The organism is Micromonospora sp. NPDC049204, assembly GCF_040647935.1.
GTDB lineage: Bacteria > Actinomycetota > Actinomycetes > Mycobacteriales > Micromonosporaceae > Micromonospora.
The window spans coordinates 157,035-170,368 of sequence record NZ_JBEZDC010000010.1 but is presented as its reverse complement, the minus strand read 5'-3'; the positions used below and the strand labels follow the sequence as shown (position 1 = coordinate 170,368).

Sequence of the window (13,334 nt, the reverse complement as noted above, 5' to 3'; positions counted from 1 at the left end):
CGTGCCGGCCCCGTCGTCTCCGACCGGTTTGATCGTTACCGGTCGCGTCGGGACCGGCAGTGTCGGGACTCGCGAAGGAGCGCGCCGCGGCTAGTCGTCGGCGACGGCCACCGGCTCCGAGCCGATGCAGCGCACCTTCAACTCGTACTCGCGGGTCGACCCCGCGAAGGTGACCTCGACGTCGTCGTCCGGGCCCCGGTCCACGTCCCGGACCCGGTAGCCCTGCGCCGGCGCCCAGGAGACGAGGCGTACGCCGCCGGCGCCGCACTCGGCCACGGCCGTGCCGCCCTCGGTGGCGAACCCCCGACGGACCCCGGGGCTGGCGCTGGGTGCGGCGCCCGTCGTGCCCGGAGCGGCCGAGCCGGTGCCCGTCGTGCCGCTGGGCACGGGCTCCGGCGAGGCGAGCGCCCGTTCGATCTCCGCCTCGCTGCGCACCCCACCCGGGGTGCCGGTGATGCTCTCCCCGACCAGCTGGATCGCGCCCAACCCGATCAGGGTGGCCACGGCGACCGTGGCCACCCACCCGGCGGCAACGAGGATCGAACGACGGCCCATTCCCTGACTATCCCCGATCCGTCCTTGTCGTTGGCACATCCCGACGCTAAGGCGTGGTTAACGTGGGCCTCGCCGCCGGTGGTAGCGGTTAACCTGCCAGCTGTGGCCCGCCTGCTGCTCATCGAGGACGACCTGACGATCCGTACGCCGCTGATCCGGGCGTTGCGGGAACGCGGCCACGCGGTGGCCGCCGCCTCGACCGCGATGGCCGGCCTGCGGGACGCCCTGGAGGATCGGCCCGACCTCGTCGTGCTCGACCTGGGCCTGCCCGACCTGGACGGCCGCGAGCTGCTGCGGATGCTGCGCGCGGTCAGCTCGGTGCCGGTCATCGTGGCCACCGCCCGCGACGACGAGGCCGAGATCGTCCGGGTGCTCGACGCGGGCGCCGACGACTACGTGGTCAAGCCGTTCACCGCCGCGCAGCTCGACGCCCGCGTCCGGGCGGTGCTGCGACGGGGCCCGGCGGGCACGGACGGGCAGGACCCGTCGCTCGTCGTGGGCGGACTGCGCGTCGACCCCCGGTCCCGACAGGTCACCCTGGACGGGACGGCGGTGGAGTTGACGCCGCGCGAGTTCGACCTGCTGCACCACCTGGCCGGCCGCCCCGGCCAGGTGGTCACCAAACGTGAACTGCTCACCGAGGTCTGGCAGATCCCGTACGGCGGCGCCGACAAGACCGTCGACGTGCACCTGTCCTGGTTGCGCCGCAAGTTGGGGGAGAACGCCCAACAGCCGCGCTACCTGCACACCGTGCGCGGGGTCGGGGTGCGTCTCGAGGCACCGGCGGCACAGCCGTGAGGGCCCGGCTCGCCCTGCTGGTCGCCGCCGTCAGCGTGCTCACCCTGATCGCGTTCCTGGTGCCGTTGGCGCTGCTGGTCCGCACCGTCGCGGAGGACCGGGCCACAGTTGCGGCCACCGCCGACGCGCAGAGTCTGGTGCCGGTGGTCGGTACCGCCGACGCGACGACGATCCGACTCACCGTCGAGCAACTCGCCGCCGAATCCGGACGACCGGTGAGTGTCTTCCTGCCGGACGGTTCGGTGCTCGGCGCGCAGACCCCCCGTACGCCGGCGGTGGCCCTGGCCGCGCGCGGGCAGAGCCTCACCGGGGAGTCGGCGGCCGGCCGGGAGGTGGTCATCGCCGTGCAGGGGCGGACGGACGGGACCGGGGTGATCCGGATCGTGGTGCCGCGACACGAGCTGACCGCCGGGGTCACCCGGGCCTGGTTGGTGCTGGCCCTGCTCGGTGTGCTGCTGGTGCTGATCGGCCTGTTGGTCGCCGACCGGCTGGCCCGTAACCTGGTCCGCCCGATCAGCGACCTGTCCGCCGTGTCGCACCGGTTGGCCAACGCCGAGCTGGACGCCCGGGTCACCCCGGCCGGACCGGCCGAGCTGCGCGAGGTGGCCGGTGCGCTCAACCATCTCGCCGCCCGGATCCAGGTGCTCCTGGTGCAGGAGCGCGAGCAGGTCGCCGACCTGTCGCACCGGCTGCGTACCCCGTTGACGGCGTTGCGCCTGGAGGCGGAGTCGTTGCGTGACCCGGACGACGCCGCCCGGATCACCACCGCGGCCGACGGGCTCGAACGCGCGGTCACCGGGTTGATCCGGCAGGCCCGGTGGCGTCACTCGCCGACGGCGCAGCCGGCCACCTCGGACGCGGCGGCGATCGTCGCCGACCGGGTGGCGTTCTGGTCGGTGCTGGCCGAGGACACCGGCCGGGCCGTCACCCTCGACCTGGTTCCCGGCCCGCTGCCCGTGGGGGTGCCCGCCGACGACCTGGCGGCGGCCGTGGACGCCCTGCTCGGGAACGTCTTCGCGCACACTCCCGACGGGACGCCGTTCGCCGTCCACCTCACCCGCGACGCGGGGGAGGTGGTCCTCACCGTGGCGGACGCCGGCCCAGGCCTGCCCGTCGGGGCGGTGCGGCGGGGCGCCAGCGCGGCCGGGTCGACAGGTCTCGGCCTGGACATCGCCCGGCGCGCCGCGCAGGCCGGCGGCGGCAGCCTGGAGTTGCGGGCCGGCCCGACTGGCGGGGCGCGGGTGCTGCTGCGGCTGCGGCCACCGACGACCCGGCGGGAGGGTTAGGCGCGGTGCCGTGGGGTAGCTGCCAGCTATGGCGCGGTATACGAAACCCGAGCTCAGAGAGCAGATCAAGGAAGAGGTCAAGGCCTCCGACAAGGGTGGCAGGCCGGGGCAGTGGTCGGCGCGCAAGTCACAGCTGGTGACTCAGGAGTACAAGAAGCGCGGCGGGGGATTCCTGGGCGAAAAGGACGAGCGGCAGAAGTCGCTCCAGCGCTGGGGCAACGAGAAGTGGCAGACGAAAGAAGGCGACACCCGCGCGCGCAAGGGCGACACGACGAGCCGTTACCTGCCCAAGAAGGCCTGGGACGAGATGTCGGACAGCCAGAAGCGGGCGACCGACACGAAGAAGCGTGCCGCCTCCCGATCCGGCAAGCAGTACGTCGCCAACACCGGGCCGGCGAAACGGGCGCGTCGAGACGCCACCACGGCCGGCCGGATGTCGGAGATGTCGGTCGCCGAGGCCGCCAAGCTGGTCCGTGGCCTCGACACGCGGCAGCTCAGGACCGCGTTGCGCAACGAGCACGCCGGCAAGGACCGGAAGACGCTCGTCCAGCGGCTCGAAGCGGAACTCAACAGGCGCGGCTAGCCGCGCTGGCACGGCCGGTGCCGCACCGCGCAGGTCAGGGTGCCTGACCCGCGGCCTCGAAGCCCGCCGAGGTGATCCGGTCGTCGTCTCGCCGGCGCAGGATCTGCACCTCGGTGCTGGCCTCGGTGTCGGTCAACGGCAGCACTGCCACCGAGGCGGGCACCACGGCGGAGATGCTCGCCGGCGCGATCGTCACCCCGAGGCCGGCCGCGACCAGGTGCGCCACAGTGGCCCAACTGGTGGCGTCCTGGACGATGCGCGGGGTGTAGCCGGCTTCCAGGCACGGCCGGAGATTGCGCTGGTAGGCCCGCTCGCCGGCCACCCGTGGGAAGAAGACGAACGGGTCGTCGCGCAGCATCACGGCGTTGATCGCGAGGCTTCCCGCGTGCGGGTGGTCGGGCGGCAGGACGGCGACGAAGGACTCGGTGGCGAACGTGGTGCCGACCAGGTCGTCGTGGTCGTCCGCGTCCCGAACCACGCCGAGATCGACCTCGCCGTTCAACAACCGGTCGACGATGTGCGCCGTGTACGCCTCGTGCAGCCGTAGGTGGACGGCCGGATGGCGTTCGCGGAAACGACGGATCGGCCCGGCCAGCCCGAGCGGGATCGCCGAACTGACGAAGCCGATGTCGAAGCGCCCCTGCTCCCCGCGCCCGATGCGCCCCGCCTCGTGCACGTCGTCGGCCACGGCGGCCAGCACCCGCCGGCACCGGCCCAGATACGCCTCGCCCGCGGGCGTCAGTGCCACCGATCGGGAGGTGCGAACGAACAGCGGCGTACCGATCATCGCCTCGAGCTGGCGGATCTGCTGCGACAGTGGCGGCTGGGCCATCCGCAGCCGCACCGCGGCCCGGCCGAAGTGCAGCTCCTCGGCGACCGCGACGAAGTAGCGCAGGTGGCGCAACTCGGGTTCCATACGTCAAGAATACGAATGACCCCGAACAAGATATTGGACGTTCGAATAGCGGTGGCCGGAGAATCGAACCATGAACCCGAGCACGCTCACCGTCACGTCCATGACGACCGCTGCGGAGGCCGAGGCCTTCCGGACGCTGAACGAGGAATGGATCTCCCGCTTCTTCACCATCGAAGAGTCGGACCGCAAGACGCTCGGCGACCCGTTCGCCGCCATCGTCGACCCGGGCGGCGACGTGCTGATCGTCCGTGCCGGCGGGGAGATCGTCGGCTGTGTCGCCCTGGTCCGCAACTCCGACGACGTCTTCGAACTGTCGAAGATGACGGTGGTCCCGGCGGCGCGCGGCAAGGGCCTCGGCCGCCAGCTCATCGGGGCGGCGATCGAGCGTGCCCGCCAGCTCGGCGCGACCACCCTGTTCCTGGGCAGCAGCACCAAGCTCGCGAACGCCGTGCACCTCTACGAGGCTGCCGGCTTCCAGCACGTCAGTCCGGAACAGATCCCGCTGCCGCCGTACGCCCGCGCCGACGTCTTCATGCGAATGGCGCTCTGATCACTTCCGGTCGAGGCGCACCCTTGGGGCTGGGTGCGCGGCCGACGCCAGCGCCGGCTTAACCCGGCCTTAGCGTTCGGACAGCGCGGTGCTATCCCAGTTCAGCCGATCCTCAGAGTCGACAACCCAGGAGTTGACATCCGAGGAAAGGTGGACACCACGATGAAGCGCACCAACCTGCTTCTGGCGACGGTCGGCGGGTCGGCGGTGCTGGCGGTGGCCGGGGTCGCGCTCGGCGTCAACGCCGTGAGCGACACGCGGGCCGGCGGCACGGCACTCGCCGCGGCCACCGTCGCCCCAACGGCCACGGACGCGCCGGAGGCCGGCGCGACCACCGCCGCGCCGGGGACCAGCGGTACGCCGTCGGCGGGCGCCTCGTCGGGTACGCCGAGCGGTACGCCGACCACCGGCACCGCGCCGGCGGGCAGCGCGGTCGACGAGAAGCGCGCCGGTGAGATCGCACTCGCCAAGGCCGGTGGCGGTCAGATCGTCGAGGTCGAATCCGAGCAGGAGAACGGCCGGCCGGTGTGGAGCGTCGAGATCGTCGCTGGCGAGACCGAGCACGAGGTGGACGTCGACCGGGACAACGGCTCGGTGGTGAAGGCCGAGCACGAGCCGGTCGACAACGACGACAACGACGACGACGACGCCGATGACGCCGATGACGACGACGCCGCCGACGACGACGCCGCCGCCGACGACGACGCCGCCGACGACGACAACGACTGACCGTCCGCTGCCGCCGCCCGGCACGGGGATCCCCCGGGGCGGGCGGCGGCTCGCGTCGTGGCGCAGGTCGCCCGGTGCGGCGGCCTCAGATGGCGACGCGTTGCTCCTGGACCGTCGGCTGGGCCTGGTCGAACTGGGTGCGGTACAACTCCTGATACCGGCCGCCGGCGGCGAGTAGTTCGCCGTGTCGCCCACGCTCGACGATTCGGCCGTCTTCGACGACGAGGATCTGGTCTGCCGCCCGAATGGTGGAGAGCCGGTGCGCGATGACCACACTCGTCCGGCCGGTCAAAGCTTCGGCGAGGGCCTCCTGAACCGCGGCCTCGGAGGTCGAGTCGAGGTGCGCGGTGGCCTCGTCGAGGATGACCACGCGCGGACGGGCCAGCAGCAGGCGCGCGATGGTGAGCCGTTGCCGTTCCCCGCCCGACAGCCGGTACCCGCGTTCACCGACGACCGTGTCGAGCCCATCGGGAAGGGAGCGGATCAGGTCGTCGAGGCGGGCACGCCGGAGCACCTCCCACATCTCGGCCTCCGTGGCGTCCGGCCGAGCGAACGCCAGGTTGGCGCGGATGCTCTCGTGGAAGAGGTGCCCGTCCTGGGTGACGACGCCCAGCGCCGTCCGGATCGACTCGGCCGACAGGTCGCGTACGTCGACGTCGGCGAGCCGCACCGCGCCGTCCTCGACGTCGTACAGGCGGGGGACGAGCTGCGCGATCGTCGACTTGCCCGCCCCGGAGGAGCCGACGAGGGCGACCATCTGCCCCGCCTCGGCGCGGAACGACACCCCGTGCAGCACCTCATCGCCGCCGCGGGCGTCGAGCTTCACCACATCTTCGAGAGACGCGAGCGACACCTTGTCCGCTGACGGGTAGCCGAACCGTACCCCGTCGAACTCCACCGCGACCGGCCCGTCGGGGAGCGGCCGGGCATCGGGCCGGTCGAGGATCAGCGGCTTGATGTCGAGGATCTCGAACACCCGCTCGAAGCTCACCAGCGCGCTCATCACCTCCACCCGGGCGCTGGCCAGCGAGGTCAGCGGCGCGTAGAGACGCGACAGCAGCAGCGCGAGGGCGACCACGGTCCCGGCGTCCAGGCTGCCCCGCAGGGCGTAGAGACCGCCCAGCCCGTAGACCAGGGCCAGCGCCAGCGAGCCGACGACGGTGAGCGCGGTGATGAAGACCCACTGGAGCATGGCGGTGCGGATGCCGATGTCCCGCACCCGACGCGCCCGCGCCGCGAACTCCGCCGACTCCTCGGCCGGCCGCCCGTACAGCTTGACCAGTGTCGCGCCGGGTGCCGAGAAGCGTTCCGTCATCCGCGTGCTCATGGCCGCGTTGTGCTCGGCCGCCTCACGCTGCAACTGGGCGAGCTTCGAACCCATCCGGCGCGCCGGGAGGACGAAGATGGGCAGCAGCACGAGCGCCAGCACCGTGATCTGCCACGAGAAGCTGAGCATCACCGCCAGCGTCAGTGCCAGGGTTACCGCGTTGCCGACCACCCCCGACAGGGTGTCGCTGAAGGCCCGCTGCGCGCCGATCACGTCGTTGTTCAGGCGGCTGACCAGCGCACCGGTGCGCGTCCGGGTGAAGAACGCCACCGGCATGCGCTGCACGTGGTCGAAGACGGCCGTGCGCAGCTGGACGATGAGTCCCTCACCGATGCTGGCGGACAGGAACCGCGTCACCAGACCCAGGCCGGCTTCGGCCAGGGCGATCACGGCGATCAGCACCGCCAACCGGATCACGACGCCGCTGTCGGCGCCGTCCACGATGGCCTCCACGACCCGTCCGGCGAGGACCGGTGCCGCCACCGTGAGGACCGCCGTCACCACGCTCAACAGCAGGAACCTGACGATCAGGGACCGGTGGGGACGCGCGAACTCCACGATGCGCTTCAGGGTGACACGGGACAGTGGTCGTTCTTCCTGCGCGTTCATCGCGTGGTGCAGAGACGTCCACGCGGCAAATTCCATGCTCATGCCTTACCTCCGATAACGGAGGTTAGGACCTCACCCGAGATTGAGGTCAAGTCACCGCGCCGGGCGTTCCACCTCGACCCGCGACCGGAGGTGCCGTGACCGGAGATTGCTAGGCGTCGCGGCGCAGCGTGAACCAGAAGGTCGGCACCGAGTTGGTGCCCGGTGTGACGTCGAGGAGGTCCCAGCCGCGGAACCTGGCGCGGAGCTCGTCGGCTGTGACGCCTGCCGCCCACGACGTGACCTCGGGCATCGGACTGCCGAGCGGCTCGGGGCCGTACCCGAACATCAGCAGGCGTGCCCCGGGAGCGGCGCGGTGCGTGAGCCCGGCGGCGTAGGCGTCGCGGCGGTGCAGCGGGACTCCGCAGTAGCAGCTCAGGTCGAAGAACAGGTCGAAGGGGCCCGGCACGTCAAGCTCGTCGAGGCGGGTGGCGTCTCCGTGCAGCAGCCGTACCGCCACTCCCGCCGCCGCAGCCTTCTCCCTGGCTTGGTCGACGGCGCGGTCGATCAGGTCGACGGCCGCCACCTCCCAGCCGTGCCGTGCGAGGTAGGTGGCGTTGGTTCCGGTGCCGCAACCAAGTTCGAGGGCGCGGCCGGGCGGCAGCGCCCCCGGCCCCTCTACCAGGTCGACCAGCTCGGGCGGCGTCACGCCGGTGTCCCACGGCGGCTTGCCGGTGCGGTAGTAGCGCTCCAGCGCGCGGTGGACGGACTCCTCCTCCGGGTCCCGCTGCGTGGAGTCCAGGTCCGGCCCTGGCTTCTGGATGGCGTGGGGCTGGCTCATCGTGTCCTCCAAAAATAGAGTCCAACTCTAACGTTGTGCTCTAAAAATAGACCCGCAATATGAGCGAGGTCAAGCAGCCGGACAAGCGCGCGCTCATGTCTCACCCGACACCGGCATCGTCCGGTCGAGGGTGGCTGCGTCGTCGCCCGAGGCGTGGCCCAGCGGCGGCGTGGGGGAGCGGGCGGACCGCGTCAGGCGTCGGGCTGCGGCTGGCCGGCGACGCCCTCGACGCCGGAGCGGGGCTCGAGAACCACCACCGCGGTTTCGGAGGGGCGCAGTGCCGCGAGGGCGTCCAGGTTGGTGTCGATGTCGCGCCAACGGGTCCACAGGCGGACCCGCTCGTCCCCGGCCGCGGCGCGTCCAAGGACCAGCCGCCGCCCGTCAACCAGGTCCACCGTCGCCTCCGGATGGGTTCGCAGGTTGAGCCACCAGGCGGGCTCACCCTCACCCCAGCCGTTCATCGCCAACGTGAACAGGTTGGGTCCATCCTCCAGGTACGCGACGATGACACCGCGTTGCTGACCGGTGCGGCGACCGGTCGTGGTCAGCCGCAGGGTGCCCCACCGGTCCGGGCGGGGTCGCCAGAGCCCGACTCGGCCGCGAAACACCCGATAGAGCCCCCGGTGCACGGACCAGGCCGTCCGGATGAACCAGCGTGGCGGCAGCCTCGGCTTCTTTGCGCGATCCTCGATCGACACGACGGCCTCCACACCTGCTCGGCGATGGTACGAACAGAATGCCAGCTGCGCTCCCGGCGCGGAATGGTGCGCGTGGTGATCGTTGGACGCCAGGTCACGACGTGTTCGGTACCGTTGCCGAGCAGTGTGTGTGGACACTGTCGAGATCCTGGTTGAGTGGTGGGAGTGGGTGGTGGCTGTGTGGGCGGCAGGTAAGGTCATCCGGTTCGACGAGGCACGTGGTTACGGCTTCATCGCGCCGGCGAAGGGTGGCGAGGACATTTTCGTCCACGCCAACGACTTCGGCGAGCAGCGGCACCTGGTGCATCCCGGCATGCGTGTCGAGTACGAGGTGGAGGCCGGCGACCGTGGTCTGAAGGTGGCGGCCCTGCGGATCGTCGAGCCGGTCGCGGGCGCCCGCCCGGAACGGGTGCCGGACGTCGTGCCGACGCGGACCGGGCAGACCGGCGAGGATGACGGGATGTGCGACGTCCTGTCGCCGCGCGAGTTCACCTACGAGGTGACGGAGTTACTGATCGAGCGGGTGCCGACGCTGACCGCGGCCCAGATCTCCGCGATCCGGCAGCCGCTGGTCGACCACGCCAGATCGCACGGCTGGGTCGAGAGCTGAGCCGCTGGCCCGATCGGGCGCTCGCCATCCGCGGGTCAGGACTTACGCGTCTGGACATCTCTGCGCAGGTATGCCTCGGCCAGCTGACGTAGGCGGGTCCGGTCGAAGCTGCGCCCGTGGCCGGGATGGACGACGGACACGTCGAGATCGGCGAGAAACTCCATGCTGCGCCGATAGGCGGCCACATCGGAGTTCGGCAGGTCGTCGATCAGCGCGCCCTCGTAGATGATGTCGCCGGAGTACAAGGTCCCGGTGCGCTGCTCCAGCAGGGCGATGCTGCCCGGGGTGTGGCCGGGAAGGTGCAGCACGGTGAGTGTTCGCCCGCCCAGGTCGACGTGGTCACCGTCGTCGAGCAGGCGGTGCAGGGTCATGGGTGGGATGCGGTAGCTGGCCGGGTCGTAGTCGGGATCGGGCAGGACGTCGATCATCAACTCCGGGACGGGTTCGCCCGCCGCGTCGATCCCGAGCTTGTCGAAGAGTTCCGCGCCGTACAGGCTCGCCGGCACGCCCGCCGTCAGGAGTTCCGCCTCGGCGGGGTGCGCGGCCCGGTCCGCGAACTCGGCTGCCCCACCGACATGATCCAGGTGCGCGTGGGTGAGCAGGACCATCGGATCGCGCTCGAACATCGCCGGGATCGCCTCCCGGAGGGCGACGACCCCGAGCCCGGCATCGATCACCAGATCACGATCGTTGCCGCGCAACCACCAGAAGTTCGCCGACAGGAGCTCGTTGACGTGCGGTTCCGAGAGCCGGATGACGCCACTACCCGCCTCACCTCGGGTGTACCAGTCGACCATGTCGACGATTGTGCCAGTGATGGGTGTGCGTTTCGATCGGTCACAGCCCGGCGTGCGTGGTCAGGCTCTGCCGCAGGTGCAGTTTCGGCCTGGACCCGACGACCGAACCGACCACCTCACCCCGACGGAACACCAGCAGCGTCGGCAGGGACATGACCCGGTAGCGCCGGGTGGCCTGCGGGTTGTCGTCGGAGTTGAGCTTGGCGATGACCATTCGCTCGCCGAACTCCCCGGCCAGCTCGACGAGGCTCTTCTCGATCATCTTGCAGGGTGGGCACCACTCGGCCCAGAAGTCGACGACGACAGGCCGATCGCTGGCGAGCACCAGTTCGGCGAACGTGTCGTCGGTGACGGTGGTCAGGGAGCCGATTGTCGTCTCCTGGGGCATGTTTCCTCCCGGTGCGCGATGGCGTGGTTGAGCTGGGTGTGCAACTGCTGACGGACCGCTGCGAGCCGACCGAGGTAGTCGTCGACCTCGGCGAGCTTGCGTCGCAGCACCAGCACGGAATCGGGGCAGACGTCGCCCGATGCGTTTCCCGCCCGCAGGCAGGCGACGAACGGACGGACGTCGTCGAGGCCGAAGCCGACGTCGAGCAGCGCGCGGATCTCCTGGACCACCCGCAGCTCCGCCTCGTCGTAGACCCGGTAGCCGTTGGCCGAGCGCTGCGGACGTACCAACCCGTGGGCCTCGTAGTAGCGCAACGTCCGGGTGCTCGTGCCGGCCCGTTCCGCCAGCTCGCCGATCAGCATCAGACCTCCTCGACCAGCCCGTCGCGACCAGGCTAAACCTTGTCGTCAGCGTCAAGGCAAGGTCGAGCCCGGGGACGGCTCAGGGCGCCGCGAGGCGGCGCCCTGAGCGTCTGCGCGTGCCGGAGGGCCTAGCCGATGCGGAACTGTTCGCCGTAGACGGCGAACGCCAACGGCGTGTTCAGGTTGAAGTTGCCGTTGTTGAGGAACACCCGCTGGGCCGTGTCGACGCGGGACGTGTCCGAGTGGGCTTCCTCCTTCTTCATCTCGATGACCCGCTCGTCGAGGAAGGCGTTGAGCCAGGTCCGCTCGTCGCCGCCCTGCGCCGGGGGCTTCGCGCGGGCGAGGGCGCGGCTGCGGATCTGGCGCATGCCCTCGTACCCGTGCATGACCGCCGCGTCGTAGTAGGCGAACTGACCGAGCGCCCGGACCTGGTCGTTCTTGCCGTCGCGTACCGAAGGGTTGAAGTAGACCCGGTCCCGCTCGGCCTCCTGGGCCGCCCGGAACACCGAGTCGTTGGCCGCCGTCCGCCAGTCGCGGGGGAAGTTGGGGTCGAGGCCGGCGTGCGACGCGGTGCCGTTGACTGCGCGCAGCGCCGGCAGGTAGCCGGCCAGCACGTTGCCCGGCTTGGTGTTCGTGTACGCCTGCACCAGTTCGAGCATGTCGCCGGTTCCGGAGCAGAATCCGATGATGCCGGCGGTGTAGCCGCGACCGTCGCCGATGTCCTCGATGTAGGAGAACTGCGCGCGCCAGTCGAGCGACGAGTTCTCCGCGGCCGAGACGAGCTGCATGGCGACGTCCTTCTTCGCCGGGTCGTCGAGGTTGGTGCCGGCCGGGACGGTAGCGGTCGGCGTGGGGGTGGGTGTGCCCCCGCCGGGCAGCGTCCACCGCTGGTTGCTGGTGCCCCCGCAGGTCCAGATCTGCAACCGGGCGCCGTTCGCGGTGCTCCGGTCGGTCACGTCGAGGCACTTGCCCGAGGCGGTGTTGACCAGGGCGCCGTTGCTGGCCGTCCACTTCTGCGCACCGGTGTTGTTGCAGTCGTACAGCTGGATCTTGGCGCCGTTGGCGGTCGACGCGGCGGTGACGTCCAGGCACTTGCCGAGCGCGCGGATCGAGGTGTCGGTGTTGCCGACGGTCCACGTCTGGGCCGCGCTGCCGTTGCAGTCGTAGAGCTGGACCGCGGTGCCGTTCGCCGGATTGGCCCCGGCGACGTCGATGCACTTGCCGCCGAGGCCGGTGATCGGGCCGGCGGTCGCGGCGCTGGCCGACGGCAGGCCGTAGCCGACCGCCGCGACGCCGGTCAGCAGGGTGCCCACGACGTAGGCGGCTGTTCTCTTGCGCACCATGGTGTTCCTCGGGGAAGGGGCGGCATGCCGCCGGCCGGTCGATGCCCGGCGCGGCGATCGGCCCCGGCGGGCACCACGAGAATCTGGAAACTGTATTAACAGATATCAGTACGTCGGGTCGCCGTCAATCGACGAGCGCAGGCCGTGACGACGCATGTTCATCTCGTTGTCGGCGGGCGTTGTGCGCCCGGCCGGCTACCGGGGTGCTCGGCCCCCGGACCACCCAGTTAGATGGCCTGAGCAGTGCCGCGTCCCGGGCGAGACGACCCGGGACGGCACCGACACGCAAGGAGCGCTCCATGGCAGTCCACCTCCGCCGTACCCGGTCTCTGTGGGTCACGGCCGCCGCCGTCCTCGCCGTGGCGGCGATGTCCGCCTGCGGCAGCGCGGGCGCCGATCCGGTCGGCACGCCCAGCGTCACCGCGCCGACCGGGGCCGCGCCGACCGAGGCCACGCCCACCGGCGTCGCGGCCCCGGCGGTCAAGGGCAAGCTGCGCGGGTACGGCACGGTGCGGCAGCTCAGTGAGGCCGCGGACCTGGTGGTCCGGGGTGCGGTCGAGGCGGACGGGTTCCGGGTGGACGAGGTGCTGCGCGCGGCGAGCGGATCGTCCGTGGGGGCCGGGACGCGGATCACGCTCGCCAGCCTGGATCGCGGCGTGGCCGACATGGCCCAGATGTCCACGCTCACGGCGGGTCAGGTCGTGGTGCTCTACCTCGCCAGGGACCCGGCGGCCCCGACGTTCCGGACGCTGAGCGGCGACTTCGGGGTGTTCGACGTGGCCGGGGCCGGCGACGACGCGGTCGCGGTGTCCCGCTCGCAGGCCATGGCCGTCAGCGGTCTGGTCGCCGAGGACCCGGCGGCGTCCGGCCACGGCTTCCGCACCACCCTCGGCCAGCTTCGTACCGTCGCCGGCCAGGTGAAGTAGGACGACGGACACGGACGGCACCCCGGGGGGTGCCGTC

Annotated in this window: 16 protein-coding genes; 7 read left to right on the top strand and 9 right to left on the bottom strand. The window is 71.2% G+C overall.

Annotation, left to right across the window (positions count from 1 at the left end):
• Positions 1-90: 90 nt before the first annotated feature.
• The gene (locus tag AB0A90_RS20565) at positions 91-555 is read right to left on the bottom strand and encodes a septum formation initiator (protein WP_357250091.1); all 465 of its coding nucleotides are present in this window, start codon (positions 553-555) and stop codon (positions 91-93) included.
• A 102-nt stretch (positions 556-657) separates the two neighbouring features.
• Here AB0A90_RS20565 and AB0A90_RS20560 point away from each other — a divergent pair, with 102 nt between their 5' ends.
• From AB0A90_RS20560 to AB0A90_RS20550, 3 genes are read left to right on the top strand one after another with little or no spacing between them, the layout of a single operon-like run.
• Complete coding sequence (locus tag AB0A90_RS20560) at positions 658-1,353, top strand: response regulator transcription factor (protein ID WP_357250088.1); 696 nt, start codon at positions 658-660, stop codon at positions 1,351-1,353.
• The gene (locus AB0A90_RS20555) at positions 1,350-2,639 is read left to right on the top strand and encodes a HAMP domain-containing sensor histidine kinase (protein WP_357250085.1); all 1,290 of its coding nucleotides are present in this window, start codon (positions 1,350-1,352) and stop codon (positions 2,637-2,639) included. Before AB0A90_RS20560 ends, AB0A90_RS20555 begins: the two co-directional genes overlap by 4 nt.
• Positions 2,640-2,667: 28 nt before the next feature.
• Positions 2,668-3,222, top strand: coding sequence for a DUF5872 domain-containing protein (locus AB0A90_RS20550; RefSeq protein WP_357250082.1), 555 nt, complete (start codon positions 2,668-2,670; stop codon positions 3,220-3,222).
• Between the two features lie 34 nt (positions 3,223-3,256).
• On the opposite strand, the gene AB0A90_RS20545 is transcribed toward AB0A90_RS20550, so the two are convergent.
• Complete coding sequence (locus AB0A90_RS20545; RefSeq protein WP_357250080.1) at positions 3,257-4,138, bottom strand: LysR substrate-binding domain-containing protein; 882 nt, start codon at positions 4,136-4,138, stop codon at positions 3,257-3,259.
• 100 nt (positions 4,139-4,238) lie between these two features.
• Between AB0A90_RS20545 and AB0A90_RS20540 the strand changes: the two genes are divergently transcribed.
• Both AB0A90_RS20540 and AB0A90_RS20535 read left to right on the top strand, forming a co-directional pair.
• Complete coding sequence (locus tag AB0A90_RS20540; RefSeq protein WP_357250077.1) at positions 4,239-4,688, top strand: GNAT family N-acetyltransferase; 450 nt, start codon at positions 4,239-4,241, stop codon at positions 4,686-4,688.
• 162 nt (positions 4,689-4,850) lie between these two features.
• Positions 4,851-5,417 (top strand): PepSY domain-containing protein, encoded by a 567-nt coding sequence (locus tag AB0A90_RS20535; protein ID WP_357250074.1) that lies wholly within the window; start codon positions 4,851-4,853, stop codon positions 5,415-5,417.
• 85 nt (positions 5,418-5,502) lie between these two features.
• On the opposite strand, the gene AB0A90_RS20530 is transcribed toward AB0A90_RS20535, so the two are convergent.
• The 3 genes from AB0A90_RS20530 to AB0A90_RS20520 all read right to left on the bottom strand — a co-directional run bounded on the left by AB0A90_RS20530 (position 5,503) and on the right by AB0A90_RS20520 (position 8,871).
• Complete coding sequence (locus tag AB0A90_RS20530; RefSeq protein ID WP_357250071.1) at positions 5,503-7,395, bottom strand: ABC transporter ATP-binding protein; 1,893 nt, start codon at positions 7,393-7,395, stop codon at positions 5,503-5,505.
• 109 nt (positions 7,396-7,504) lie between these two features.
• Positions 7,505-8,173 (bottom strand): class I SAM-dependent methyltransferase, encoded by a 669-nt coding sequence (locus tag AB0A90_RS20525; RefSeq protein ID WP_357250068.1) that lies wholly within the window; start codon positions 8,171-8,173, stop codon positions 7,505-7,507.
• A 191-nt stretch (positions 8,174-8,364) separates the two neighbouring features.
• Entirely contained in the window at positions 8,365-8,871 is a 507-nt protein-coding gene (locus tag AB0A90_RS20520) for a nitroreductase/quinone reductase family protein (protein ID WP_357250066.1), read from the bottom strand.
• Between the two features lie 178 nt (positions 8,872-9,049).
• Here AB0A90_RS20520 and AB0A90_RS20515 point away from each other — a divergent pair, with 178 nt between their 5' ends.
• Positions 9,050-9,481, top strand: coding sequence for a cold shock domain-containing protein (locus tag AB0A90_RS20515; protein ID WP_357250302.1), 432 nt, complete (start codon positions 9,050-9,052; stop codon positions 9,479-9,481).
• A gap of 35 nt (positions 9,482-9,516) precedes the next feature.
• Here the strand turns inward: AB0A90_RS20515 and AB0A90_RS20510 are convergent, their stop codons facing one another.
• The 4 genes from AB0A90_RS20510 to AB0A90_RS20495 all read right to left on the bottom strand — a co-directional run bounded on the left by AB0A90_RS20510 (position 9,517) and on the right by AB0A90_RS20495 (position 12,371).
• Positions 9,517-10,278, bottom strand: a complete 762-nt coding sequence (locus AB0A90_RS20510; RefSeq protein ID WP_357250063.1) for an MBL fold metallo-hydrolase — start codon at positions 10,276-10,278, stop codon at positions 9,517-9,519.
• Positions 10,279-10,318: 40 nt separating this feature from the next.
• The gene (gene trxA, locus AB0A90_RS20505) at positions 10,319-10,648 is read right to left on the bottom strand and encodes a thioredoxin (RefSeq protein ID WP_357250300.1); all 330 of its coding nucleotides are present in this window, start codon (positions 10,646-10,648) and stop codon (positions 10,319-10,321) included.
• Complete coding sequence (locus AB0A90_RS20500; protein WP_357250060.1) at positions 10,636-11,028, bottom strand: MerR family transcriptional regulator; 393 nt, start codon at positions 11,026-11,028, stop codon at positions 10,636-10,638. The genes trxA and AB0A90_RS20500 overlap by 13 nt, the downstream gene beginning before the upstream one ends.
• Positions 11,029-11,156: 128 nt before the next feature.
• On the bottom strand, positions 11,157-12,371 hold the full coding sequence (locus AB0A90_RS20495; protein WP_357250056.1) for a chitosanase: 1,215 nt from the start codon (positions 12,369-12,371) through the stop codon (positions 11,157-11,159).
• A 299-nt stretch (positions 12,372-12,670) separates the two neighbouring features.
• Between AB0A90_RS20495 and AB0A90_RS20490 the strand changes: the two genes are divergently transcribed.
• On the top strand, positions 12,671-13,297 hold the full coding sequence (locus AB0A90_RS20490; protein ID WP_357250053.1) for a hypothetical protein: 627 nt from the start codon (positions 12,671-12,673) through the stop codon (positions 13,295-13,297).
• Positions 13,298-13,334: the final 37 nt, after the last annotated feature.

Excerpts from the sequence above, each read along its gene's own strand:
- AB0A90_RS20565 (WP_357250091.1), bottom strand. The coding sequence starts at position 555 with ATGGGCCGTCGTTCGATCCTCGTTGCCGCCGGGTGGGTGGCCACGGTC.
- AB0A90_RS20550 (WP_357250082.1), top strand. The coding sequence starts at position 2,668 with ATGGCGCGGTATACGAAACCCGAGCTCAGAGAGCAGATCAAGGAAGAG.
- AB0A90_RS20545 (WP_357250080.1), bottom strand. The coding sequence starts at position 4,138 with ATGGAACCCGAGTTGCGCCACCTGCGCTACTTCGTCGCGGTCGCCGAG.
- AB0A90_RS20540 (WP_357250077.1), top strand. The coding sequence starts at position 4,239 with ATGACGACCGCTGCGGAGGCCGAGGCCTTCCGGACGCTGAACGAGGAA.
- AB0A90_RS20535 (WP_357250074.1), top strand. The coding sequence starts at position 4,851 with ATGAAGCGCACCAACCTGCTTCTGGCGACGGTCGGCGGGTCGGCGGTG.
- AB0A90_RS20530 (WP_357250071.1), bottom strand. The coding sequence starts at position 7,395 with ATGAGCATGGAATTTGCCGCGTGGACGTCTCTGCACCACGCGATGAAC.
- AB0A90_RS20525 (WP_357250068.1), bottom strand. The coding sequence starts at position 8,173 with ATGAGCCAGCCCCACGCCATCCAGAAGCCAGGGCCGGACCTGGACTCC.
- AB0A90_RS20510 (WP_357250063.1), bottom strand. The coding sequence starts at position 10,278 with ATGGTCGACTGGTACACCCGAGGTGAGGCGGGTAGTGGCGTCATCCGG.
- AB0A90_RS20500 (WP_357250060.1), bottom strand. The coding sequence starts at position 11,028 with ATGCTGATCGGCGAGCTGGCGGAACGGGCCGGCACGAGCACCCGGACG.
- AB0A90_RS20495 (WP_357250056.1), bottom strand. The coding sequence starts at position 12,371 with ATGGTGCGCAAGAGAACAGCCGCCTACGTCGTGGGCACCCTGCTGACC.
- AB0A90_RS20490 (WP_357250053.1), top strand. The coding sequence starts at position 12,671 with ATGGCAGTCCACCTCCGCCGTACCCGGTCTCTGTGGGTCACGGCCGCC.